This is a genomic window from Tessaracoccus sp. MC1627, from assembly GCF_014164725.1.
Lineage (GTDB): Bacteria > Actinomycetota > Actinomycetes > Propionibacteriales > Propionibacteriaceae > Arachnia.
Genome location: NZ_JACJGA010000007.1, coordinates 1 through 21,944, shown reverse-complemented (window position 1 = coordinate 21,944; position 21,944 = coordinate 1). Strand labels below are relative to the sequence as shown.

The 21,944-nt window shown below is 68.9% G+C and carries 21 protein-coding genes, 3 tRNA genes and 1 pseudogene; 12 read left to right on the top strand and 13 right to left on the bottom strand.

Annotated features, from left to right (window positions below; translation table 11 throughout):
- Nucleotides 1–56: 56 nt before the first annotated feature.
- The 7 genes from H5399_RS13705 to H5399_RS13675 all read right to left on the bottom strand — a co-directional run bounded on the left by H5399_RS13705 (nt 57) and on the right by H5399_RS13675 (nt 8,581).
- The gene (locus tag H5399_RS13705; protein ID WP_182783610.1) at nt 57–773 is read right to left on the bottom strand and encodes a hypothetical protein; all 717 of its coding nucleotides are present in this window, start codon (nt 771–773) and stop codon (nt 57–59) included.
- Nucleotides 770–1,648 carry an ABC transporter ATP-binding protein gene (locus tag H5399_RS13700; protein ID WP_182783608.1) on the bottom strand — a complete coding sequence of 293 codons (879 nt, stop codon included), beginning with the start codon at nt 1,646–1,648 and terminating at the stop codon, nt 770–772. Before H5399_RS13700 ends, H5399_RS13705 begins: the two co-directional genes overlap by 4 nt.
- Entirely contained in the window at nt 1,645–2,004 is a 360-nt protein-coding gene (locus tag H5399_RS13695) for a GntR family transcriptional regulator (protein WP_182783606.1), read from the bottom strand. The genes H5399_RS13700 and H5399_RS13695 overlap by 4 nt, the downstream gene beginning before the upstream one ends.
- A gap of 119 nt (nt 2,005–2,123) precedes the next feature.
- On the bottom strand, nt 2,124–3,806 hold the full coding sequence (gene ettA / locus H5399_RS13690) for an energy-dependent translational throttle protein EttA (protein WP_182783604.1): 1,683 nt from the start codon (nt 3,804–3,806) through the stop codon (nt 2,124–2,126).
- Between the two features lie 73 nt (nt 3,807–3,879).
- Nucleotides 3,880–5,481, bottom strand: a complete 1,602-nt coding sequence (locus H5399_RS13685; RefSeq protein ID WP_182783602.1) for a GTPase — start codon at nt 5,479–5,481, stop codon at nt 3,880–3,882.
- On the bottom strand, nt 5,481–7,208 hold the full coding sequence (locus H5399_RS13680) for an ABC transporter (RefSeq protein ID WP_182783600.1): 1,728 nt from the start codon (nt 7,206–7,208) through the stop codon (nt 5,481–5,483). Before H5399_RS13680 ends, H5399_RS13685 begins: the two co-directional genes overlap by 1 nt.
- Nucleotides 7,205–8,581: a PrsW family intramembrane metalloprotease gene (locus tag H5399_RS13675; protein WP_182783598.1), complete on the bottom strand. Its 1,377-nt coding sequence runs from the start codon at nt 8,579–8,581 to the stop codon at nt 7,205–7,207. Before H5399_RS13675 ends, H5399_RS13680 begins: the two co-directional genes overlap by 4 nt.
- 60 nt (nt 8,582–8,641) lie before the next feature.
- On the opposite strand from H5399_RS13675, the gene H5399_RS13670 reads away from it, so the two are divergent.
- Nucleotides 8,642–9,274, top strand: a complete 633-nt coding sequence (locus H5399_RS13670) for a 2'-5' RNA ligase family protein (protein WP_182783596.1) — start codon at nt 8,642–8,644, stop codon at nt 9,272–9,274.
- Here the strand turns inward: H5399_RS13670 and H5399_RS13665 are convergent.
- Nucleotides 9,240–9,312 (bottom strand) — tRNA-Arg (locus H5399_RS13665). The genes H5399_RS13670 and H5399_RS13665 overlap by 35 nt on opposite strands.
- Nucleotides 9,313–9,362: 50 nt before the next feature.
- Here H5399_RS13665 and orn point away from each other — a divergent pair.
- Nucleotides 9,363–9,998, top strand: a complete 636-nt coding sequence (gene orn, locus H5399_RS13660) for an oligoribonuclease (protein WP_182783595.1) — start codon at nt 9,363–9,365, stop codon at nt 9,996–9,998.
- 54 nt (nt 9,999–10,052) lie between these two features.
- A tRNA-His gene (locus H5399_RS13655) sits at nt 10,053–10,128 on the top strand.
- A gap of 51 nt (nt 10,129–10,179) precedes the next feature.
- On the opposite strand, the gene H5399_RS13650 is transcribed toward H5399_RS13655, so the two are convergent.
- From H5399_RS13650 to H5399_RS13640, 3 genes are read right to left on the bottom strand one after another with little or no spacing between them, the layout of a single operon-like run.
- Nucleotides 10,180–10,977, bottom strand: coding sequence for an ABC transporter permease subunit (locus H5399_RS13650; RefSeq protein ID WP_182783594.1), 798 nt, complete (start codon nt 10,975–10,977; stop codon nt 10,180–10,182).
- A 9-nt stretch (nt 10,978–10,986) separates the two neighbouring features.
- A complete protein-coding gene (locus H5399_RS13645; protein ID WP_182783592.1) occupies nt 10,987–11,787 on the bottom strand; it encodes an ABC transporter permease subunit in 801 nt (266 codons plus the stop codon).
- Entirely contained in the window at nt 11,784–12,683 is a 900-nt protein-coding gene (locus H5399_RS13640; RefSeq protein ID WP_182783590.1) for an ABC transporter ATP-binding protein, read from the bottom strand. The genes H5399_RS13645 and H5399_RS13640 overlap by 4 nt, the downstream gene beginning before the upstream one ends.
- An 83-nt stretch (nt 12,684–12,766) precedes the next feature.
- Here H5399_RS13640 and H5399_RS18165 point away from each other — a divergent pair.
- Nucleotides 12,767–13,216: pseudogene (locus tag H5399_RS18165) on the top strand (O-acetyl-ADP-ribose deacetylase); the annotation flags it as partial.
- 491 nt (nt 13,217–13,707) lie between these two features.
- Here H5399_RS18165 and H5399_RS13630 read toward each other — a convergent pair.
- On the bottom strand, nt 13,708–14,610 hold the full coding sequence (locus H5399_RS13630; protein WP_220491016.1) for an SDR family oxidoreductase: 903 nt from the start codon (nt 14,608–14,610) through the stop codon (nt 13,708–13,710).
- Between the two features lie 140 nt (nt 14,611–14,750).
- On the opposite strand from H5399_RS13630, the gene H5399_RS13625 reads away from it, so the two are divergent.
- The 4 genes from H5399_RS13625 to H5399_RS13610 all read left to right on the top strand — a co-directional run bounded on the left by H5399_RS13625 (nt 14,751) and on the right by H5399_RS13610 (nt 16,985).
- Entirely contained in the window at nt 14,751–15,227 is a 477-nt protein-coding gene (locus H5399_RS13625; RefSeq protein ID WP_182783585.1) for a hypothetical protein, read from the top strand.
- 69 nt (nt 15,228–15,296) lie between these two features.
- Nucleotides 15,297–15,372: transfer RNA gene (locus tag H5399_RS13620), tRNA-Lys, on the top strand.
- A gap of 197 nt (nt 15,373–15,569) precedes the next feature.
- The gene (locus tag H5399_RS13615) at nt 15,570–16,562 is read left to right on the top strand and encodes a metalloregulator ArsR/SmtB family transcription factor (RefSeq protein ID WP_182783583.1); all 993 of its coding nucleotides are present in this window, start codon (nt 15,570–15,572) and stop codon (nt 16,560–16,562) included.
- A 15-nt stretch (nt 16,563–16,577) separates the two neighbouring features.
- Nucleotides 16,578–16,985 carry an arsenate reductase ArsC gene (locus tag H5399_RS13610; RefSeq protein ID WP_182783581.1) on the top strand — a complete coding sequence of 136 codons (408 nt, stop codon included), beginning with the start codon at nt 16,578–16,580 and terminating at the stop codon, nt 16,983–16,985.
- Here the strand turns inward: H5399_RS13610 and H5399_RS13605 are convergent, their stop codons facing one another.
- Nucleotides 16,986–17,318, bottom strand: coding sequence for a DUF3618 domain-containing protein (locus H5399_RS13605; RefSeq protein WP_182783579.1), 333 nt, complete (start codon nt 17,316–17,318; stop codon nt 16,986–16,988). It lies immediately after the preceding gene.
- A 76-nt stretch (nt 17,319–17,394) separates the two neighbouring features.
- On the opposite strand from H5399_RS13605, the gene H5399_RS13600 reads away from it, so the two are divergent.
- From H5399_RS13600 to H5399_RS13585, 4 genes are all read left to right on the top strand, one after another.
- On the top strand, nt 17,395–17,874 hold the full coding sequence (locus tag H5399_RS13600) for a peroxiredoxin (protein ID WP_182783577.1): 480 nt from the start codon (nt 17,395–17,397) through the stop codon (nt 17,872–17,874).
- Complete coding sequence (locus H5399_RS13595; RefSeq protein WP_182783575.1) at nt 17,867–18,523, top strand: YigZ family protein; 657 nt, start codon at nt 17,867–17,869, stop codon at nt 18,521–18,523. The genes H5399_RS13600 and H5399_RS13595 overlap by 8 nt, the downstream gene beginning before the upstream one ends.
- Before the next feature lie 80 nt (nt 18,524–18,603).
- Nucleotides 18,604–19,728: a serine protease gene (locus H5399_RS13590; protein WP_182783573.1), complete on the top strand. Its 1,125-nt coding sequence runs from the start codon at nt 18,604–18,606 to the stop codon at nt 19,726–19,728.
- A gap of 814 nt (nt 19,729–20,542) precedes the next feature.
- A partial coding sequence (locus H5399_RS13585) for an HNH endonuclease signature motif containing protein (protein ID WP_182783571.1) occupies nt 20,543–21,944 on the top strand: 1,402 nt, incomplete at its 3' end.

Below are 21,944 nucleotides of genomic sequence, written 5' to 3'. Positions count from 1 at the left end.
ACACGAGCGGCGTTTCCCGGCCCGGACCGGGAGACGCCGCTCGTGCGATGGGGGGGTCAGGCGTTTCGGACGCTGGCCCGGCTCAGGAAGCTCCAGGCCCCTGCCAGCGAGACGGCGGCCAGCACCGTGAGAGCCACACCGGCCCACAGCACTGAGAACCACCCCAGGAACGCCTCCAGTCTCGGCATGACCAGCAGGATCCCCGCCAGGACCAGCACGACGAATGCCCCGCAGATGATCAACGGTCCACGGTTGCCGAACCTCAACCAGGAGGCGCCGGCCAGGGCGCCGAGGGCCAGGCTGGCCAACACCCCACTGGGGACCACGGTGAGGAAGTGCGCCCAGTCGCCGGCCCCGAGCGCCCAGATGTCGAGGGTGTGCGCGCCCATGAACCAGTGGTTCGTGGCCTTCTCCAGCGCAAGGAGCAGGGAGAGCAGGACCGAGAGGTAGGCGGTCTGCAGGAGGAAGTACAGGCCGGTCCCGATGACGTACTGCCGACGCGTCGTGCCCAGGGCCAGGGCAAAGGCGAAGCACGCCACCGAGGACTGCACCCCGAGCGCGATGAGGAAGCCGATGAGAGTCCAGAGGATGCCCTGGCTGTTGCGCAGCCCGTCGGCGATCTCCGGGTCGAGGGTGTCCACGCCGGCCAGCCTCATCGCGAACGTGATGACGACCATGACCGCGACCACCCCGAGGCTCAGCCAGAGCGGCATCAACCACGTCGTCGACCGGCGGGAGACGTGCAGCGCAAAGACGTCGAGCGCGCGCTTCATGACGAGACCTCCTTCGTGTGCAGCCCGTAGGCCGCGACCAGTTCGTGCAGCGAGGCGGGCTCCGTCGTCAGGCCGGCTGCGGCGGCCTCGTCTGCCAGGTCCGTCGTCGCGGTGACGACGGCTGTGCCCAGCACCCCGAGCGAGTTGCGGTGCAGCACCGCATGGTTGGCGGTGACGCGTTCGATGGCGTCCATCCGGCCGCTCAGCCGCAGCGCCCTGCCCCTGAGTTCGTCGACCTCGGCGTCCTCGCGCACCCGGCCGTGGTCCAGCACGATCACCCTGCTCAGCAGCTCCTCGATCTCGTCGATGAGGTGCGTGGACACGACGATGGTGCGGGGATGGGCGATGTAGTCGCGTAGGAGCAGGTCGTAGAAGAGCATGCGCGCCGTGGCGTCGAGGCCGAGGTACGGCTCGTCGAAGAACGTCAGGGGTGCCCGAGAGGCCAGCCCCACGAGGATGCCCACGGCGGACAACTGGCCGCGCGAGAGCTTGCGGATGTCGCGGTCCGTCGGAAGTTCGAAGGTGTCGACGACGCGGGCGGCGAGGTCCGCGTCCCAGGACGGGTAGAAGCGTGCGCCCGTATTCAGGAGGTGGGGCACACGGAACTCGTCCGGGTAACGCTGGTTATCGCGGACGAAGCAGGTCTGGCCGAGCACCCGTTCGTTCTCCCGCGGGTCCTCCCCGAGCACCCGGACCGTGCCGGACGTGGGTGTCTCATGGGCGGTGATCAGCGACATCAGAACGGTCTTGCCGGCGCCGTTGCGCCCGAGCAGCCCGGTGATCGCGTCGCGTTCAATGGAGAGGGTCACACCGTCTAGAGCGGTGACCGGCCCGTAGCGCTTGGTGAGGCTGCGGGCCTCGATGGCTGCACTCATGGGGTGGCTTCCTTTCGCAGCAGGTCGACGAGGGTGTCGGGGTGAATGCCGAGGGTGCGCGCCTCGGCGAGGAGGGGCACGACGAACCGGGCGGTGAAGGCTGTGCGGCGTGCGGTGCGAATGAGGTCCAGTGCACCGTCGGCGACGAACATGCCCACACCCCTTCGTTTGACCAGGACCCCCTGGTCTACGAGGAGAGAGACGGCCCGGTTGGCCGTGGCGGGGTTGATGCGGTGGAAGACGGCGAGCTCGTTGATGGAGGGCACCTGATCACCCTCCGCGTAGACGCCGCGCAGCACGTCGTCACTCAGCGAGTCGGCGAGTTGCTGAAAGATCGGTGATGCGTCGTCGAACACGTCCCGCTCCTTCTTGGTTACTTAGTACACCAACTAACCTAGCAACCATGTTGACGATCTGCAAGACCCGGGAACGCCGAAGGCCGTCCCCGAGGGGACGGCCTGTCGTACAGGGGTGGTCAGCGGGTGAGCCGCCGGTGGGTCGAACGGTGCGGGCGGGCCGCCTCCGGGCCGAGGCGCTCGAGCTTGTTCACCTCGTAGTCGGCGAAGTTGCCCTCGAACCAGAACCAGCGCGGCGTGCCGTCCTCGTCCTCGCCCTCCCAGGCGAGCATGTGGGTGGCGACGCGGTCCAGGAACCAACGGTCGTGGGAGATCACGACGGCGCAGCCGGGGAAGTCCAGCAGTGCGTCCTCGAGGCTGGAGAGGGTCTCGACGTCCAGGTCGTTGGTGGGCTCGTCGAGGAGCAGCACGTTGCCGCCCTGCTTGAGGGTGAGTGCCAGGTTCAGGCGGTTGCGCTCACCGCCGGAGAGGATGCCTGCCAGCTTCTGCTGGTCCGGCCCCTTGAACCCGAACGACGCGACGTAGGCGCGCGAGGGCATCTCGAAGTTGGCCACCTTGATGAAGTCCAGGCCGTCCGAGACCACCTGCCACACGTTGTCCTTCGGGTTGAGACCCGAACGGTTCTGGTCCACGTAGCTGAACGAGACCGTCTCGCCGATCTTGACCGAGCCCGAGTCCGGCTCCTCGAGGCCCGTGATGGTCTTGAAGAGGGTGGTCTTGCCGACGCCGTTGGGGCCGATGATGCCCACGATCCCGGCGCGCGGGAGGGTGAAGGAGAGGTCCTTGATGAGCACGCGGTCCCCGAAGCCCTTAGTCAGCTTCTTCACCTCGAGGACGATCGAGCCCAGGCGGGGGCCCGGCGGGATGTTGATCTCTCCCGTGTCGAGCTTGCGATCGCGCTCGGCCTCGGCCGCCATCTCCTCGTAGCGCTGCAGGCGCGCCTTGCTCTTGGCCTGGCGGGCCTTGGGCGAGGAGCGCACCCACTCCAGTTCCTTTTCCAGGATCTTGGCGCGCTTGGCATCCTTCTTCCCCTCGATCTGGAGGCGCTGGCGCTTCGTGTCGAGGTAGGTGGAGTAGTTGCCCTCGTAGGGATGAAGCTTGCCGCGGTCCACCTCACAGATCCACTGGGCCACGTTGTCGAGGAAGTAACGGTCGTGCGTGACGGCCAGGACTGCGCCGGGGTAGGCCTTGAGGTGACCCTCCAACCAGTTCACCGACTCCGCGTCGAGGTGGTTGGTGGGCTCGTCGAGGAGCAGCAGGTCCGGCTGCTGCAGCAGCAGCTTGCACAGGGCGACGCGGCGACGCTCGCCACCGGAGAGCACGTCGACGATGGCGTCCGGGGGCGGGCACTGCAGCGCGTCCATCGCCTGGTCCAGGCGGGCGTCGACGTCCCACGCCTCGTGCGCGTCGAGGAAGGTCTGGAGGTCACCCATCTCGGCGAGCAGGGCGTCGAAGTCCGCATCCGGCTCGGCCATCTCGTGGCCGATCGCCTCGAAGCGGGCCATCTTCGCCTTGATCTCGGCGACGGCCTCCTCCACGTTCTCCTGAACCGTCTTGCCCTCGGTGAGCGGCGGCTCCTGCAGCAGGATGCCGACGGTGGCCCCCTTCTGCAGCTGCGCATCCCCGTTGTTGGGGCGGTCCATGCCCGCCATCAGCTTGAGCATGGTGGACTTGCCGGCGCCGTTGGGGCCGACGATGCCGATCTTCGCGCCGGGGTAGAAGGAGAGGGTGACGTTGTCAAGGATGACCTTGTCGCCCACCGCTTTGCGCACGTTGTGCATGGTGTAGATGAACTCAGCCACTTGAAAGCCTTTCGAATTGACCGCACGCCAGTATGCCAGCAATCCCCAGGAGACCCGATTCGGCGGTGTGGCCTCAGAGCAGACGGTCCAGCGCGGCCCGGGCGGCGGCGTAGCGGGCCACCTCACCCTCAGCGGGCCGCAGCACCAGCTCGTGAGCCACCGTCGCGACGGAGGCCTCCAGCGCCTTCTTCGCCCTGCGGGCGGCGCGGTTGGCCGATGCGCCGATGGCCAGCTGCGACCCGAAGGACAAGAGGATCCCGGCAGCCACCCCGCCCAGCACAAGCACCGTGGGCAGCGGCACCCGCGGGCCGTCCGCGGGTCCGACGGGCGCCGTGGTCAGCTGCCCCAGCCCGAAGTAGGAGAGGACCACGTTGAGCGTGAGCCAGCCGAGACCCACCACGACGGCGCCGATCAGGAGCCACTGCAGGACGCGGATCACCTGCCACCACAGCGGCGTCCGCGACACCCGCAGGTCTGTGGCGACGACGGCGCGGTCCAACTCGTCGGCCAACGTGTGTTCGTTGCTGCGCACGGCCCGGCCAATGGCCTCCTGCCACACCGGCGGCATCCCCTCGCCCAGCTCGGCCGCGACTGCCCGGAGGCCGGAGGACTGCTGCGCGCCTGCCGCGGCTGAGCGGGCCGGCAGCGAGCTGCGCGTCAGCGCCGGGCCCTCCAGCTGCGCCTTCTCCTTCGGCGCGCCGAGCCGCAGTCGCTTGAGGGGGTCCGGCCGGAGCCTTCCGAGCCACTTGACCAGGGGCCAGCCGGTGTGGAGCTGGCCACGGTGGCGCACAGAGGTTCGCACGGCGTCGACGACGATGGGAACACCGGCGGCACCCGACAGGTCGGCGGTGAGTCGGCTGACGGTGCTCTTGTCCGCGGTGCCGACCCGTCCACGGCCGACGGCCTCGTCCAGCGCCCCGGCCGCGACACTCACGTCCGCGGCCAGCCGGGCGGCAGCGGCCCGCTTCCCGGCCGCCACTCGAGCCAGGTGGTCGCGCAGCTCGGCCACGCCCGTGCCGGTGACGGCGCTGGTGGCGATCAGCGGCACGTCGTCCAGGCCGTCGTCGACCAGCAGCCGGCGGATGTGGGCCAGGCACAGTTCGAGCTGGGCCGGGGTGAGCCGGTCCGCCTGGTTGAGCACCACCGTGATCACCTCGCGGTGCTGGGCAAGGGGGCGCAGGTAGTTCTTGTGCAGCGCCGCGTCGGCGTACTTCTGCGGATCGAGCACCCAGACGAACTGGTCCACCACACCCACCATGCGGTCCACCTCCACGCGGTGCGACGAGGCCGTGGAGTCGTGGTCCGGGAGGTCCAGCAACACCAGATCCGCCATCCGCGGCTCCGGCGGGGCCACCTCGTGGCGGCGTTCAACGCCGAGGAAGTCCAGCAGCGCGACGTTGGTGGCGGAGAAGCTGGCCGCCAGCGTGGTGGAGGTGGTGGGGCGGCGGGGGCCCTGTTCGGCCAGCCGCGCGCCGGTGAGCGCGTTGAACAGCGACGACTTCCCGGAGCCGGTGGCGCCGGCCAGCGCCACCACGGACTGCTCGCCGGCGGCGAGACGGCGCCCGGCGCGCCCGAGGACGTCCAGGGTTCGCCGCTCCACCTCCTCGGGAATGCGCCCGGCCACCAGGTCCAGCGCCTCGCGCAGCACCTCCAGCTGCTGGGCGACGGCGGCCATCAATCCATCCCCACGGGCTTGGTCAGGTCGTCGAACGCGTCCCGGGCGGCCGACCGGAGGGAGCTGCGGGCGGCCTCGAGCCCGGCCGCGGCCCCCGCTTCCACGGCCAGCGAGTCCAGCACCTCGGTGTAGCGGGCGAGCTCGAGCCCCAGGGCGCCGTCGACGCGGGCCTCCAGCTCCCGCCGCGCCTGCTCGGCCAGCTTGCGGACGGCGTCCTCGCCGAAGACGGCCTCCAGGAGGCGCTGGGCCAGGACCGAGGCGCCGCCCGCGATGCCCACCTCGGCGCCGGTGAGGCCGCCGGTGAGCGTGAACACGTAGATGATGAGCGCGGCGCCGACGGCGTTGGTGCCGAGCGCCAGGAACCGGGCCCGCATCCGCCGCCCGCGACCCTGCTCCTCGACGAGTTGAAGCACGTCGGACTGCCAGGCCCGGATGGCGGCGGCCGCGGCCTCGTCGAAGCCTGCCGACGCGGTGGCCAGCGAGGGTTCGGCGACGATGATGTCGCGGCCCCATCGGGTGTGCGACCACGCCATTGCGGTGGCCTCGGCGGCCCGCTCGCCGGCGTCCTTGACGACGGCGGCCAGGTTGTCCGAGATGGCCACCTCGACGGCTTGGACGCGCTCGTCGCCGGTGAACCAGCCGGTGATCCGGTCTCGGAGAGCGCCGATGCGCTGTTCGACGGTGCGCATGAACTCGCCGGTGCCCACCAGGTCCTGCCAACGGCTGAGGATTTCGCCGCGCAGCATGGTGCCATCGCCGGCGGCCTGGCTGACGTCCGCCGCGGACTGGCGGTAGGCGCGGGCGGCCTGCTCACGGAGCTCCTCGATGGCGGCCTCCTGGCGCGCCATTCCCTCGCCGAGGTCATTCAGCTGGGTGTCGATGGAGCGCACTGACCCCGCCAGTGTCTGTACCGCCACCTGGGAGCGGGCCTCGGACTGGGCGGCGAGGGACTCCAGCCAGTGCCGGATGCCTGCCACGTCCCCGGCCGGGAGCATGCCGTCCGGCGGCAGCGAGCGTTCCACGACGGCGAACAGCTTGGCCGAGGCCAGCCCGCGCTCGGCCAGCATCTCGGAGAGGTGGCCGGAGACCTCGCCGACGGCGCCGGGCGGGCACCGGTTGACGATGACGCCGACGACGGTGTTGCGCTCGGCGGCGGCGGCCAGGTAGTCCCAGGGCACGGCGTCGGCGTAGCGGGCGGCCGAGGTGACGAACAGCCACAGGTCCGCGGCCAGCAGCAGCTGGCGCGCCAGGGTGCGGTTGGCGTCGTCGACCGAGTCGATGTCTGGCGCGTCGAGCAGCGCCAGGCCCGGCTTGAGGTCCGGGAAGGAGACGATGTGCAGGGCGCGCGAGTCGTGCAGCTGGGTGTCGGTGCGCACCAGCGCGGGCAGCACCTGGTCGCTGCGGAACCAGGCCTCGTCTGCCGGGTTGCACACCAGCACCGGGGACTTGGTGGTGGGGCGCAGGACGCCGGGCCTGGTGACGGAGGCCCGCAGCAGGGAGTTGACGAGGGTGGATTTGCCTGCGCCTGTGGACCCGCCGACGACGGCCAGCAGCGGGGCGTCGAGGCGCGAGGCGCGCGGAAGGAGGTAGTCGCGCACCTGGTGACCCAGCGAAACCGTCAGGGCCCGCAGCTCCTCGGCTCCTGGCAGAGGCAGCGGGAACTGGGCGCCGCCGAGGGCGTCGTCGAGTTGGTGGAAGGCCCGGGCGAGGCTGTCTGCGCCGCTCATCGGGGCCAGTTCCCGCCCACGCCGGCGGGGCCGGGCGCCTGGGGTGGCGGATAGCTGCTGGTCAGCGGGCCAGGGGTGGCGCCGTCGGGCGGTGGGGGCGGCAGGGACCGGGTGCGGCGGCGCTCGATCAGGCGCAGGCCGGTGGTGTCGGTGAGGGCCTTGCCGCGGAGGGCGTCGATCTCGTGGACGAGGTCTCGGGCGTGCAGGTCCCCCGCCTCGTCGACGACGCCGCGCGTCATGGAGTTGCGGAGGTAGGCCAGCTCGGTGACGCGCCGCACCAGGGTGGCCGTGTGCCACCAGGTGCGGGGCCCTCTGAAGAGGGCGAACCAGAGCAGCTTGAGCCGCTTGAGGGGGCCGCCGAACACCGCGACATCCTGCTCGGTGAGCCATCCGGCGCGCTGATAGTCGGTGAGCCGGGCCCGGATCAGCTGGCCGTTTCCGACGACGCTGACGATCAGGGAGATGATGATCACACCGACGAGCGCGAGGGCGAGGTACCAGGCCCGCTGCAGCTGGTCCATGGGATTGGTGGAGGCGAGGCCGTTGAACAACATGTGGCCGGCGCAGGCGAGCAGGAAGCCGCCCACCGGGGCCAGGACGCGCACGATCCTGCTGCGCGCGCCCAGCCCGATGACCAGGCCCGAGGCCGTCATCAGGGTGAACAGCGGATGCCCGAACGAGGTGTAGACCCCGCGCAGCATGACCAGCTCCATCATGGTCTCGTCCGGGTTGGCGATGGTGATGTCGTTGGTGGCCTGCATCCACACGCGGGCGTAGTAGATGATGTTCTCCGTGAAGGCGAAGCCCGCCGCGGACAGGCCCGCCAGCGCCACCATGCTCAGCCGCGACACCAGCCGCCGCCGCATGAAGATCACCAGCACCACGAGGATCGTGGCCTTGGACAGCTCCTCGATGAACGGCGCCGAGAACACCGCCGCGCGTGATCCGGTGTCCGAGTTGGCTTCTGTGGTGGCCATCATCTCCGCGGCCCACGAGTTGACGTGGATGGACACCCAGGTGGAGGCGCAGGCTCCCCACAGGAACGTCAGCAGCCAGGCAACCGGCGATGATGCCCGGAAGCGGTCCAGCCAGATGAACAGCGCCGAGTAGGCCAGCGCCGTCCACATCGCCCAGAAGGCGGCCTTGCGGAACGCCTCCGTGGTGATGCCGAGGGTCTGGGTGCCGTCCTCGAACGTCTGCGGCGGAGCCAGAATCCAGTACTGGGCGTAGACGAAGTACGCGTAGGCCGGGAGGAGGACGAGCGTCATCCAGAACAGCGGATTGGCGAGCATGCGCCGGTACCACGGGCGGGCATCCGGCACGGGCAGCCCGTTGAGGCGTCGCTGCCTGGTGGCGATCTCCGCGGTAGTCATGATGGCGACAGCCTACCCGCCGCGCCTCCGGGACCGGTGAGATGCCGTTACGGTGTGGCCATGCAGAGCTTCTTCGCCTCCATGACGCCCTGGGACCAGCCCGATGGCTCACTCCACGTCTACGTGTTGCCCGACGACGAGGCCGCGGACCGCCTGGAGGACCTGCAGTCCCGGCTGGCCGGGGTGCCGAACCTCCCCGTGATGCCGCGCGCGTGGCTGCACTTCACCGTCAACCGGTTGGCCCAGTTCGACGATCTGTCGATGGCCGAACTGACGCGCCTCGGCGACGCCCTCACCGTCGAGCTGGCCGGCGTCCCGGCATTCGATCTGGAGGTGGGGGCGCCGGAGGTGCACGACGTCGCCGTCGAGTGTGTCGCGGGGTCCACGTCCGGGTGGGAGTCGCTGGTCGACGCGGTGCGCCGCGCCGCCCTGGCCACGTTCGGGGGCACGATGCCCGACCGCCCGTACGCGCCGCACGTGACGCTGGCCTATGCCACAGGGGAGGTCTCCGACGACGAGGTGCGGGGCAGGCTGACGGGCGCTGCGCCGGTGGGTCGGGTGCGGGTGGCGACGGCGCACCTGCTGTCCGTGACAGTGCGCCCGGAGCTGGGGTGGTTCGACTTCATCGAGTTGGCCAATTGGTCTCTGCCAACGACGGCGCCCCAGGCAGGACTCGAACCTGCGACCGGCTGATTAGAAGTCAGATGCTCTATCCGCTGAGCTACAGGGGCTGGTCACCTGAGTGTAACGGGCTTGGCCCGAGGGCCTAGATTTGGCTCCCATGAGCGAGAAACTGGTGTGGGTCGACTGCGAGATGACCGGCTTGGACGTCGTCGAGGACGCGATGATCGAGGTGGCCGTGCTCGTCACCGACGGCGACCTCAACGTGCTGGGCGAGGGTGTGGACATCCTCATCAAGCCCAGCAACGCGGCCCTGGCGCAGATGGGGGACTTCGTCCGCGCCATGCACACCAAGTCCGGCCTCCTGGACCAGCTCCCCCTGGGCGTGACCATGGCCGAGGCCACCGAGCAGGTGATGGACTACGTCCGGACCCACGTGCCGGTGGCCGGCAAGGCTCCGCTGGCGGGCAATACCATCGGGACGGACCGCGCGTTCCTCGCCCGCGACATGCCGGAGCTGGAGCAGTGGGTGCACTACCGCAACGTGGACGTGTCCACCATCAAGGAGCTGTCGAAGCGGTGGTACCCGCGGGTGCACTACGGTGCGCCGAAGAAGGCCGGCAACCACCGGGCTCTGGCGGACATCCAGGAATCCATCGAGGAGCTGCGCTACTACCGCGAGGCGGTCTTCGTGCCGCCGCCAGGTCCGTCGCCGACGGAGCTGCGCGCCATCGCGGAGCGCCATCGCGGGACCCTCACCGGGGCCGCAGGAGAGGCAATTTCGCAGGGCCACTAGGGGTGCGCTATTGTTTCTCAGTCGTCGCGCCCCTGTGGGCTTGACGGCAACATGGTGGGTATAGCTCAGCTGGTAGAGCACCTGGTTGTGGTCCAGGGGGCCGCGGGTTCAAGTCCCGTTACTCACCCCACGCAGAACCCGCCCCGAGCATCTCGGGGCGGGTTTTCTGCGCCATCGGCGCTCACACGGCCAGGTCGCGGTCCGCGAAGAGGCGATAGGTCCCGGCGACGGCAAGCGCGATGATGCCGACAGACAGTGCCACGAACACCGGGTCCAGGGCGCCGTCAGCCATCAGCGTGGCCGCGTCGAAGTACTTGAACGGCGTCAGGAACCTCAGGAAGGCGAGGTCCTCGTTGAGGTTGACCAGGTAGTAGACGAGGAAGGTCAGGAACATCACCGAGGTAGACCTTGAGGCGGCCAGCTTCGGGCGCCTCGATGCACCCGCCACGAGGGCGCCCACCGCCAGGAAGATGAGCTGCAGGAACAGCAGCCCCACCATCAGGACGGCCACCTCATCGCTGGAGGACCGCCCGTCGCCGAAGAAGCCGACGAAGTAGAGCGACGAGGCGGTGGTCACGAGGTTGAGGACAAGGACATTGACCAGGCCGGCGAGCAGCTTGCCGGTCAGCGCACGGCCACGGGTGATGGGCTTGGCGAACAGGAACTCGGAGGTCCTGTCCCGCTCCTCCTTCGAGATGAGGGTGGAGCCGAGGAGGACGGCGTGTACGGCCCCCATCACGGCCACGTACAGGAACAGCACACCGTAGAACCCGCTCGCCGTCGACAGATCGAAGCCGGTCATCCCGAACACCACCAGGACCGCCTTCGGCAGCGTGGCCATCAACTGCTCCACCGACTGGCCCGCCTCCTCGTAGCCGGCGAACTTCGCCATCCCGGCACCCACCAGTGCCACCATGCCCAGCGACCAGAAGAGCAACCCCAGGCGGTGCACCTTCAACTCGCGCAGAAAGACGTTCATCAGTTCCCCCTACGCCGACGCCCGCACGTCTTTGCGCACGTAGATCAGGTAGCTCAGAGCGATCGTGACGACGACGAAGGCAGCCAGGACGACGAGGGGCGCGGTTTCCAGGCTCGAGTTGGCGATGATGTGCCCGGTCTCGAAGTACTTGAACGGCGTCAGGAACCAGGCTTCGTCGTTGGCCAGGACGTCTCCCACCACGCCGACGATGTAGAACGCGAAGACAGTGGGCAGAGACACCGCGACCACCGACTTGATCCGGGGGATCGTGACGGCGAACAGCGTCCCGAGGGCTAGGAAAAACAACTGCACCAGGAACAGGGTGGACGCCATGAGAAGGAAGGTCCGAGCCGAGAAGCCCTCTTCGGACAGGACAGAGGCGACGGTGAAGGCGACCGCTGCGAAGACGAGATTGGTGAGGATGAGCAGCGCCAGAGCCGCGCCGAGCTTGGCGGTGACCACGCGGGACCTGGTGATCGGCTTCGAGAGCAGGAAGTCCGCCGTCTTCCCCGAGGTCTCCTTCGAGATGATCCCGGTCCCGAGATTCATCGCCTGGATCGATCCGGCGAGGATCGCGAAGCTGAGCAGGTAGCCGAAGAATCCGTAGATGGTGAAGAAGCTCGCCAGCGAGATGTTCAGGGCATCCATCACGACCGCCGGGAACTGCTCGAACACCTCCCTGGTCACCGCGATGTCGGCGGTGAACGCCGGATACAGGGCCATGAACGTCACGAGGATCGCCGTGAGCGACACCATCCAGGTGATGGTCGACCTCCCGTGGGCCCGCAGCTCCCTCAGGAAGACGTTCACCGCTCGTCCCCCCTCTGGTAGTAGTGCAGGAAGATCTCCTCCAGGTCCGGCTCCTCGACGAGGAGGTCGACGAGGTCCTGCTCGGCGAGCATCCGCGTCACCTCGTTGATCCGGCCGCGGTACAGGAAGCTCGCCGAGTGGTTGGCCACCACGAGGTCGCTCACGCCGTCGATCCGGAAGCGCGACGGTTCCGGCGGCCCGGCCAGCTCCACCCGGAAGCGCTTGGTCTGGTTCTCGAGCAGGGTCTTGATCTCCTCGACCTTGATGATCGAGCCCTCCTTGATGATGGCCACCCGGTCACACAGCCGCTGCACCTCCCCCAGGATGTGCGACGAGAACAGGATGGTGGCACCCCTCTGGTTCTCCTCCCTCAGCCGGTGGAAGAACTGCTGCTGGATGAGGGGATCCAGGCCCCCGGTGGGCTCGTCGAGGATGATCAGCTTCGGCTCGTGGGCAAGGCCCTGGATGATCCCGACCTTCTTCTTGTTGCCGTAGGACAGGTCGTCGATCTTCTTCTTGAGGTCCAGATCGAACATCTCGGCGAGCTCCCGGATCCTCGCCTCGGTGACCTTCCGGTCCTTGGCGTAGAAGCTCGCCGAGTACTTCAGGAGGTCGATCACCCGCATGTCGTCGTAGTAGAAGACTTCAGAGGGCAGGTATCCGACCTCCTGCCGGATCTCGGGACCGAATGTCGTGACGTCCTTCCCGAACACGGTCGCGGACCCGCTGGTGGGGTGGATCAGGCCGAGCAGGGTTCTGATGGTGGTGGACTTGCCGGCCCCGTTGGGCCCGATGAAGCCGTAGATCTCGCCGTCCAGCACCGACATGTCGACATCAACGATGCCGCGGGCGCTGCCGTAGGATTTGGTCAACTTCTGCGTCTCGATGACGTACATCTCAGCTCCGATGAGCGGTGGAAACCACCTCCAATCGTAGCCATCCACGGTTGACGGAGTGAGCTTCGGGCCACACTGGGATCATGACCGTGATCACTGCCGTGCTGGGCGACATCACCGAACAGAGCGTGGACGCGATCGTCAACGCCGCCAACAACCGGATGCGCGGAGGCGGGGGCGTCGACGGCGCCATCCATCGGGCCGGCGGCCCCGCGATCCTCCGCGACTGCATCGCCCGGTTCCCGACCGGGCTCGCCACAGGAGACGCGGGATGGACCACAGGCGGCGACCTGCCGGCCCGCTGGGTGATCCACACCGTCGGCCCCAACTACGCCGCCGGGCAACGCGACCGCGCCCTGCTGGAATCCTGCTATCGCCGCGCGCTGCAGGTCGCCGACGAGCTCGGGGCCCGCAGCGTGGCGTTCCCGCTGATCAGCGCCGGCGTGTACGGCTGGCCGCTGAGCGACGCCGTGGCCGCGGCCGTCGAGAGCATCGCGTCGGCGTCGACCCGGGTCGACGAGGTGAGGATCGTGACGCCCGCCCAGAGCACGCTGGAGGAGGTCCGGCAGGCGCTCGCGGCGGGGACGCCGCTGCGCATCCTCCGGGGGGTGCGCGCGCTGCACGAGCGCGGCTACCACCGCATCCGGGTCTGGCCGAGCATCAGCCCCTCGGGCATGCATTGGCGGGCCACCCTCACCGCGACGGATCCCGGTGCGGATCGACCGCCACGCGAGGTGCTCCGCTACACCACCGGCGACCTGACGGGATTCGCCGGCGGGGAGGTCACCCTCGCCGCCGGCCCCGAGGAGGTGGCCGAGCTCATCCTCGGCCAGTGGCCGGGGCTCAGCGCCACGCACGACGATCCCGCCTACGTCGAGTGGTTCGCCGGGCTGCTGAGCCGCGTTGAGGAGGCCGGACGGCTGCCCCTCGCCTCCGCTGACTACTTCGACGACTCAGCAGGCTGGGAGATCGGCTGGGGAAGCGGTGTTCGGTACCCCCACCCACCGGGCGGGGCTTGATGCGGTCAGAAGACCGGACGCCCGCCGGTGACCCCGATCACGGTGCCGCTGACGTAGGACGCATCGGCCGGGCTGGCGAGGAACACGAAGGCGCCGGCGAGCTCCGACGGCTGGCCCGCGCGGCCCAGCGGGGTGTTTCCGCCAAACGTGGGCATGCCCTCCCCCGGCTTCGTGGCCGGCTGCAGCGGAGTCCAGATGGGCCCGGGCGCCACCGCGTTGACCCGGATGCCCTTCGCGCCGAGGTCGGCGGCCAGGTTGACGCTGAAGTTGTTGATCGCAGCCTTCGTGGCCGCGTAGTCGATCAGCGGTTCCGACGGATCGTATGCCTGGATGGAGCTCACATTGATGATGCTGGACCCCCTGCCCAGGTACTCGAGTGCCTGTTGGGTCACCCAGAACAGGGCATACAGGTTGGTCCTGAACACGCGGTCCATCTCGTCGGTGGTCACATCGGCCAGCCCGTTCCCGCGGCGGGCCCACTGGAAGCCTGCGTTGTTGACGACGATGTCCAGGCCGCCGAGCGCGGAGGCCGCGTCGTCGACGATTCCGCGGGAGACAGCCTCGTCGGTCAGGTCCCCAGGCAGCAGCACGCAGGTCCGGCCCGCCTTCTCCACCCACGTCCGGGTCTCGTCGGCATCGGACTGCTCCTCGGCGAGGTAATTGATGGCGACGTCGGCGCCTTCACGGGCGTAGGCGATGGCCACGGCACGCCCGATGCCCGAGTCTCCTCCGGTGATGAGCGCCTTGAGGCCGGCAAGGCGGTCGCGGCCCACCCACGACTCCTCGCCGTGATCGGGGTACGGGTCCATCGGTGGGGTCAGGCCCGGGGGTTGCTGCTCCTGGGCGGGGAACCCGCCCTTCTCCCCTGCGAGCTCTCGAGCTGACTTGTCCACTGCGTACAGATCCATGGTCATCCTCCCGTGGTTCTCTCTGGTCGGAGCGTTGCCCCTGGAGGGGACGTACCCACTTCCTCTGAGTGGCAAACAACGTCCCGCCTCCCGATTTATGCGGCGCTACCATGAGCGAACCTGCGGGCGAAGGAGTTCACATGGGCAACTGGGGGCCGGGCAACGAGGATCAGGCGGTGGACGTGGACGCGCCAGCTGCCGCGCTACCCGGAAGCCATGGGGTACAGCAGGCCGCCGTCGGGCTGACCGAGGGCGAAGTGACGATAAACCGCGAACTCCTGGGAACGCTGCCTTACTTCCTCGACGGCGGGGAGACCGCGATCCTGGTGTGCGTCGGCCAGGTGCCGGTGGACAAGTCGCTGACGCTCGAGCCGGCGGCCATCGTGTTGACGGACCGGTTTCTCCGCATCATCCGGGAACCCGACGATCAAAGCACCGCGATCAGCATCGACTACCGGGCCCACCCCGATCTCAGGCTGACCTCCGCCCGCGGCATTCTGGCCGACTCGTTGGCCATCGAGTGGCAGGGGGCGGTGGCCGTTCAGGTGACGGACGTGTCGAAGAACGGACGCAACCTGGAGCCGGCGCTCCTGGAGCTCATCCAAGCGGCACCCTGAGCGTCACCCGGTCAGAGCCGGCCCGATTGGACTTCGCCGGAAGGTAGCGTCTACAGTTGGTCCTCGCGCGCACCGCTAGCTCAACTGGCAGAGCAGCTGACTCTTAATCAGCGGGTTCAGGGTTCAAGTCCCTGGCGGTGTACCAACGTCGTAGCCACGTGGCCCTCGCCCTTCGGGGTGGGGGCCACGTGGCGTTCGTGCCCCACGGGGCCCCTCTTCGATCTGGTCAGCGCCGGACTCATCATCGAATCGCGAGCGACATCAGGTAGCCACTCCTGTGCGCCCATCGCCTCGCGGACCCAGCACATTGCACCTTGTATCGACGCATGTCACTATTTATCTATGTCAATTTGTGAGCAGGTAGACCTACCTGATCCGCTCAGCCCGGAGCGCGCCTCCGAGCTCACCACCGCCCTCAAGGCACTGTCAGACCCCGCACGCCTGCGCATGGTGGCCATGATCGCCGCCGACCCGCGCGGCGAGGCCTGCGTCTGCGACTTCACCGGCTCAATCGACCTGGCCCAGCCCACCGTCTCCCACCACCTCAAGGTGCTGTTCGAGGCCGGGCTCCTCACCCGCCGCAAGGAGGGCACGTGGGTCTTCTACCGCGTGGTGCCCACCAAGCTGGATGAGGTCGCCCAGGCGCTGGGCTCCTTCAGCAAGGGGCCGGCGCCCGAGGTCCACGAATCCGCTCACCTCGAGCTGCCCTCGGCAGGAACCGTCGAGCATGTCCTGGCCCGCGGCGTCGACGAGCTCACCTACCGCTTCACCGGCACCTTCGCCCGCGAGACCGTGGACCGCTACGTCCACGAGTCCTTCCAGACGCTGTTCCGCACGGCACGGATCAAGACCTTCGTGCCGGTGCTGGCCGTCCGCTTCGCCCAGGAGCGGCTGACTGCTCTGGCGCAGTCGCAGGGCCACATCGCCAAGACGGTCCCCGAGGTGCTGTTCGTCTGCACCCACAACGCGGGCCGCTCCCAGATGGCCGCCGCGCTCCTCACCGCGATGGCCCCCGGCCGGGTGCACGTGCGCTCCGCCGGCTCGCTGCCTGCCTCCGAGATCAACCCAGCCGTGATCGAGTCCCTCGCCGAGATCGGCCTCGAGCTTGGTCAGGCGTTCCCGAAGCCCCTCACCGACGACGTGGTGCGCGCCGCCGACGTCGTCGTCACCATGGGCTGCGGCGATTCGTGCCCCATCTACCCCGGGAAGCGCTACCTGGACTGGGAGCTCCCGGACCCGGCGGGCCAGTCACCCGATGACGTCCGCCCCATCCGCGACCAGATCTCCGCCAAGCTTCAAGGCCTGCTCGTCGAGCTCGGCATCCCCACCACCTGAAAGGCCCCTGACCCCATGACCGACAAGCCCAGTGTCCTCTTCGTCTGCATCCACAACGCCGGCCGCTCCCAGATGGCCGCCGGCTATCTGCGCCACCTCGGCCAGGGAAGGATCGACGTCCTCTCAGCCGGCTCGGCCCCCGCCGACAGCATCAACCCGGCCGCCGTCGAGGCGATGGCCGAGGAGGGGATCGACATCTCGGCCGAGAGCCCCAAGATCCTCACCACGGAGGCCGTGCAGGTCTCCGACGTGGTGGTCACCATGGGCTGCGGCGACACCTGCCCCTTCTACCCGGGCAAGCGCTATGAGGACTGGGTCCTGGAGGACCCTGCCGGGAAGGGCGTGGAGTCCGTGCGCCCCATCCGCGACGACATCCGCCGTCGCGTGGAGGAGCTGATCGCCGAGCTACTGCCGGCTGCGTGATCAGCGGGTGAGGGCCCGCCGGGTGCGCGCCTCAAGGGAGGTGCGACGGTTGGCGATGGTGTTGATGGTCACCACGAACACCACCAGCCCGAGCACCGCCCCACCGATGGCGATCAGTCGGTCGGTGCGCCAGCCGCCCTCATCGTCGCGAACCTGGGCGGCCACAGCGTCGAACTCGGCCTTGGCGAACTGCTTGGCCTGGTCCACCCCAGCCCGGGCGATGTTCTGCGGCTTGACGGACTCCACCGCATCCGACGTGGCCTGAGCGAGCTTCGCGCGCGCCGCGGCCAGGTCTGCGCGGATCTCATCGACGGATCGTGAGCCATTAGACATGCGGTTCTCCTCAACTGACTGCCCCCAGCCTATTCAACGAAACCAGCCCGTGGTTGGGGGCCCTAGAATGTGGCGCATGACCGCACGCCTGACCACCGGCTCCGCCGCCCCCGCCTTCACCCTCCCTGATCAGGACGGCGCGAGCGTCTCCCTGGCAGATCACGCCGGCGGCACTGTGATCCTCTACTTCTACCCCGCGGCGATGACGCCCGGATGCACCACGCAGGCCGTGGACTTCTCCGAGTCGCTGGAGGAGTTCACCGAAGCCGGCTACACGGTGCTCGGCTGCTCGCCGGATCCGGTGGAACGCCTCGCCAAGTTCAAGCAGACCTCTGAGGTGGGGTTCACCCTCCTTGCGGATCCGGGCAAGGCGGTGCACAACCTGTACGGCGCCTACGGCCCTCGCAAGTTGTACGGCAAGGAGATCGAGGGCGTGCTCCGCTCCACCTTCGTCATCGACGTCGACGACGCTGGCGAGGGCATCGTGCGCGTGGCGCAGTACAACGTGAAGGCCACGGGCCACGTGGCCAAGCTGCGGCGCGAGCTGGGTGTCTGAGACCTCGTTCCGCACCATCGACGTCTCGCCGGGCGGTGGCGTCGACGTCGAACTCGAGATCAGGCGGTCGCGGTTCCTCACCCGGCTCCGCAGGGTGTCCACTGAAAACGCCGCCCGCGCCGTCGTCGAGGAACGGCGATCGGCACATTTTGACGCCCGCCACCACTGTTCCGCGTTCGTTCTGGGGGTGGATGGGCGCACCGCCCGTAGCTCTGACGACGGCGAGCCCGCCGGCACCGCCGGGCTGCCGATGCTGCAGGTGCTGCAGAAGAACGCGCTGACCGACGTTGTCGCGGTGGTGACCCGCTACTTCGGCGGCATCAAGCTGGGCGCCGGAGGACTTGTGCGGGCGTACTCCGACGCCGTCGCCGCGGCCGTGGAGGCGGTGGGCATCCGCGAGGTGCGGCTGAGCCGCCTGCTCAGGGTCGACGTGGACTACGCCGAGGCCGGCGCCTACGAGAACCAGCTACGGGGGCTGATCCTGCCGTCCGGCCTGACCGTGGTGGTCGACGGGGTGGAGTGGACCGACCGCGCACACATCACGGTCGCGGTGCAGGCCGGCGGCGAGTCCGACTTCGCGGCGGTGCTGGCAACGATCTCCGGGGGGAGCCTGACAGCGGCGCCAGCCGGCGAGCGCTGGATGGGATAGCTCGCGTATCAGGACGGCTGTTGCGCGCCTCTTCACGGGTGTGACCGCTGGCACGGCGGTCCCAGACGAGGGAGATGACCATGAGCTCCGAACCGATCCGCTATGAGCGCCTCGAACGCGCCGTCCAGGCCCGCGAGGCCCTCACATCACCGCCCGATGAGGGCGTGACCGAGACCCTGTTCCTCACCGGCCGCGAACCCATCCCGGAGGTGCGCCACGTCGAGGTGGTCGAGCCTGTGGTTGCGCTCAGCGACGACAAGACCTTCCGCGTGGACCTGACCATCCCTCGCAAGGCCATCGGCATCCACTCGTTCGGACCCGGCGTGGACAGCACCAAACTCTCCTCTCGACGACGGTTGTTCACGGAGGAGGAGCACTCCGACGCAGTGGTCGGTTTCCTGCCTGACCACCTGGATCTCCGGGTGAAGCCGGAGAAGCTGGACCGAAGGCTGCGCCGTCGACTCAAGGGCCGCATCCCCAGCCTCGATGACCCGGACGCGAAGTGGGCCACTACCGTCTTCGGTACCGACGACCGCTACGACTTCAGCGACACCGGCTTCCCGTGGTGCACCGCCGGAAGGGTGGAGACGTCCAACGGCGGCTGGGCGTCGGGGGCGATGGTGGGCCCCCGCCACCTCCTGACCTGCAGCCACGCTATCGGCTGGATCGTCAACCCGGACCCGCACGTGGCGGGCTGGATCAAGTTCATGCCCAGCTACTTCGACGGCAGCACCCCGTTCGGCACGGCATGGGGGATCCACATCTACTGGCAGGAGCAGGTGTTCGGGCCCACCATCGAGGGCACGGAGGAACGGCACGACTACGTGGTGGTGGTGCTCGACCGGCGGATGGGTGACCTGACCGGGTGGATGGGCTCGCGCACCTACTCGGACTCGTGGGACGGCGGCAACTATTGGAGCCACATCGGCTACCCGCAAGACATCGCCGGCGGCAGCCGCCCTTGCTTCGTCGGGGACTTCAGCCTCGACGGGCACGACTCCCAGCCGGAGACGGCGCAGGCCATCATGCACCAGGCCGACGTGATCCCGGGCCAGTCCGGCGGGCCCATGTTCGGGTGGTGGGAGGGTGAGCCGTGGCCCCGAGTGGTGGCCGACCAGAGTTGGCAGAACGCCTCCACCAATGGTGCGAGCGGCGGCTCACACATGGTGGACCTCATCATCCGAGCCCGCAACGACTTCCCCTGAGCAGCTCCGCTTAAGGAGCGGCGGGGCCTGTCCCCTTTCGCTCCCTGAGGAGGGCCGCCCGCGGAGCGGCGTGGCAGGTCGACTCCCGCTCCCTGAGGAGGGCCGCCCGCGAAGCGATGTGGCCGGTCGACTCCCGCTCCCTGAGGAGGCGCGCCGCCGAAGGCGCGGGTGCCGTCTCGAAGGGTCGTGACTACCACCTTCGTGCGAATCTCATGGCCGGGTGCGGTGAGCCGTGAGTCGATGTCCGGGCGGCCGTTGTCCATGCTCTTGCTGATCGCCGCCGGCCAATCTGTACTCGGGTGGTTGAGGCCGCCCGGGCATCGTCTCCCGTCTCCCCGCACTCGGTCCTCCTGTGGCGTGGTCTTGTCCTGGGTGCGGGCCGGCAGGGCGGCGTTGGGGCCGGGCTTGCTTGGGCGGGATGCCGGTTGGGTGATCGTCGGGTTGGGCACCGCTGCGCAGTGCCGCCCTGCTGTCCCCCACCCTTACCTGTCAGGCGCGGGCCCCTCCGTGATCGCAGGTAGCCGCCCGCGGTGCGGCAGCCGATTCCCGTTGGGTGAGCCGGGCCGAGCCGCGTAGCGGCGCAGCCCGCGTCGAAGCCAACCCGACCGTCGAGCAGGACCCGACCACAGTGTTCACATCGGGAACCACGGATGCTCTCGAACCGACTCAACTGTCGGTTGACAAGGCATGTCACTTCCTGGCCTCGACCTACGCGGCCTGCTCCCAGAGGCAACCAGAAATTGCCTGAATTTCTTTCTGCAGGGGCGGGGTTCTGGGCCCGTTTCTGTCAGTGGCCGGTGACAGAATTGTTCACATGAGCGAGACGGTGGCAGACCTGGGGCAGCGATACATCGCCGCCCTGTGGGACGCCGCCGCATCCATCGGCGCAGACCAGATCGCGATGCAACGCCTGGCCGGTCTGGTGGACTCCATCAGTGAGGCCGAAGCCCAACTGGCCGGACTCCGTCTGTACCTCCTCCACGAAGCCAAGCTCTCCGCCGCGGACGCGGTGATCGACGGGGTGCGGCAGTCGGTGCGCACCACCCCCGCCCAAGCCACCGCGACACTGCGCCTCGCGCAGGATTTGGGGGACCGGTTCCCGCTGATCGGCGCCGCGTTGAGTGAAGGCTCAGTGTCGGTGGCGCAGGCGGAGGCGATCGTCGCCGGGCTGCGCAAACTCCCGGCGCGCCTGACCCGCGCCCAGCTGATCGAATGCCAGGAACTGATCCTCGCCCACGCCGACACCCTCGGCCCCGGAGAGCTACGCATCCTGGCATCGCGGCTGGTCGAGGTGATCGACCCCGACCACTCAGATGCCGAGGACGCGACACGTCTGGCCCGGGAAGAGACCGCGGCGCGGCGCGACAGGTTCCTGCACTTGTCTCCCGATTTTCACGGGTCGATGCGGATCACCGGCCAACTCCCCGTCGCCGACGCCGCCCTCCTCGCCGCCCAGCTCGATGCCCTGATGCCCGCGGCCTCCACCTACGGCACCACCGGGGAGACCCCGAGCCGCGGCGCGCGCCGCGCCGACGCCCTGGTGCTGCTGACCCAGCACGCCGCCAGTGGCGGCACCCTCCCGTCGCATGGGGTGGACCGGCCCCAGGTCCACATCACCCTCAACTACGACACCCTCACCACCGGGCTGGGTGAAGTCAGCGTCCTCGGCGCCGGCGGGGTCGATGGTTTGTCGGCGGGGGAGGCCCGCCGCCTGGCCTGCGACGCGCGCCTGATCCCGATGGTGCTGGGCACCCCATCGCGGCCACTGGACGTGGGGCGCACGCATCGCCTGTTCACCCCCGCCCTCCGGGCCGCACTCGTCGAGCGGGATCAGGGCTGTGTGTTCCCCGGCTGCACCGCCACACCGGCCGGCTGTGAGGCGCATCACATCATTCCGTGGTGGCAAGGCGGCGCAACATGCCTCGCCAACGGCGTGTTGCTCTGCCCATTCCACCACCGCCTCGTCGAACCCGACCCCGCCAATCAGAGGAATCCCAATGGCAGGTCCACCTCGACCCCGCCACAGGTATGCCGTGGTTCACCCCACCCCGGCACATCGATCCGGCGCGCAGGCCGAGGCAGCATCAACGCCACCGGCTGCAGCAACTCACACCCCGCGTCGCGGGACCACCCTGCCCACCCGACCCCGGCCTGCCTGACTCGGTCTCGCCGATCGTGCCTGAGCGCCGTGCGCCGGATCTCGACGAACTCATCGG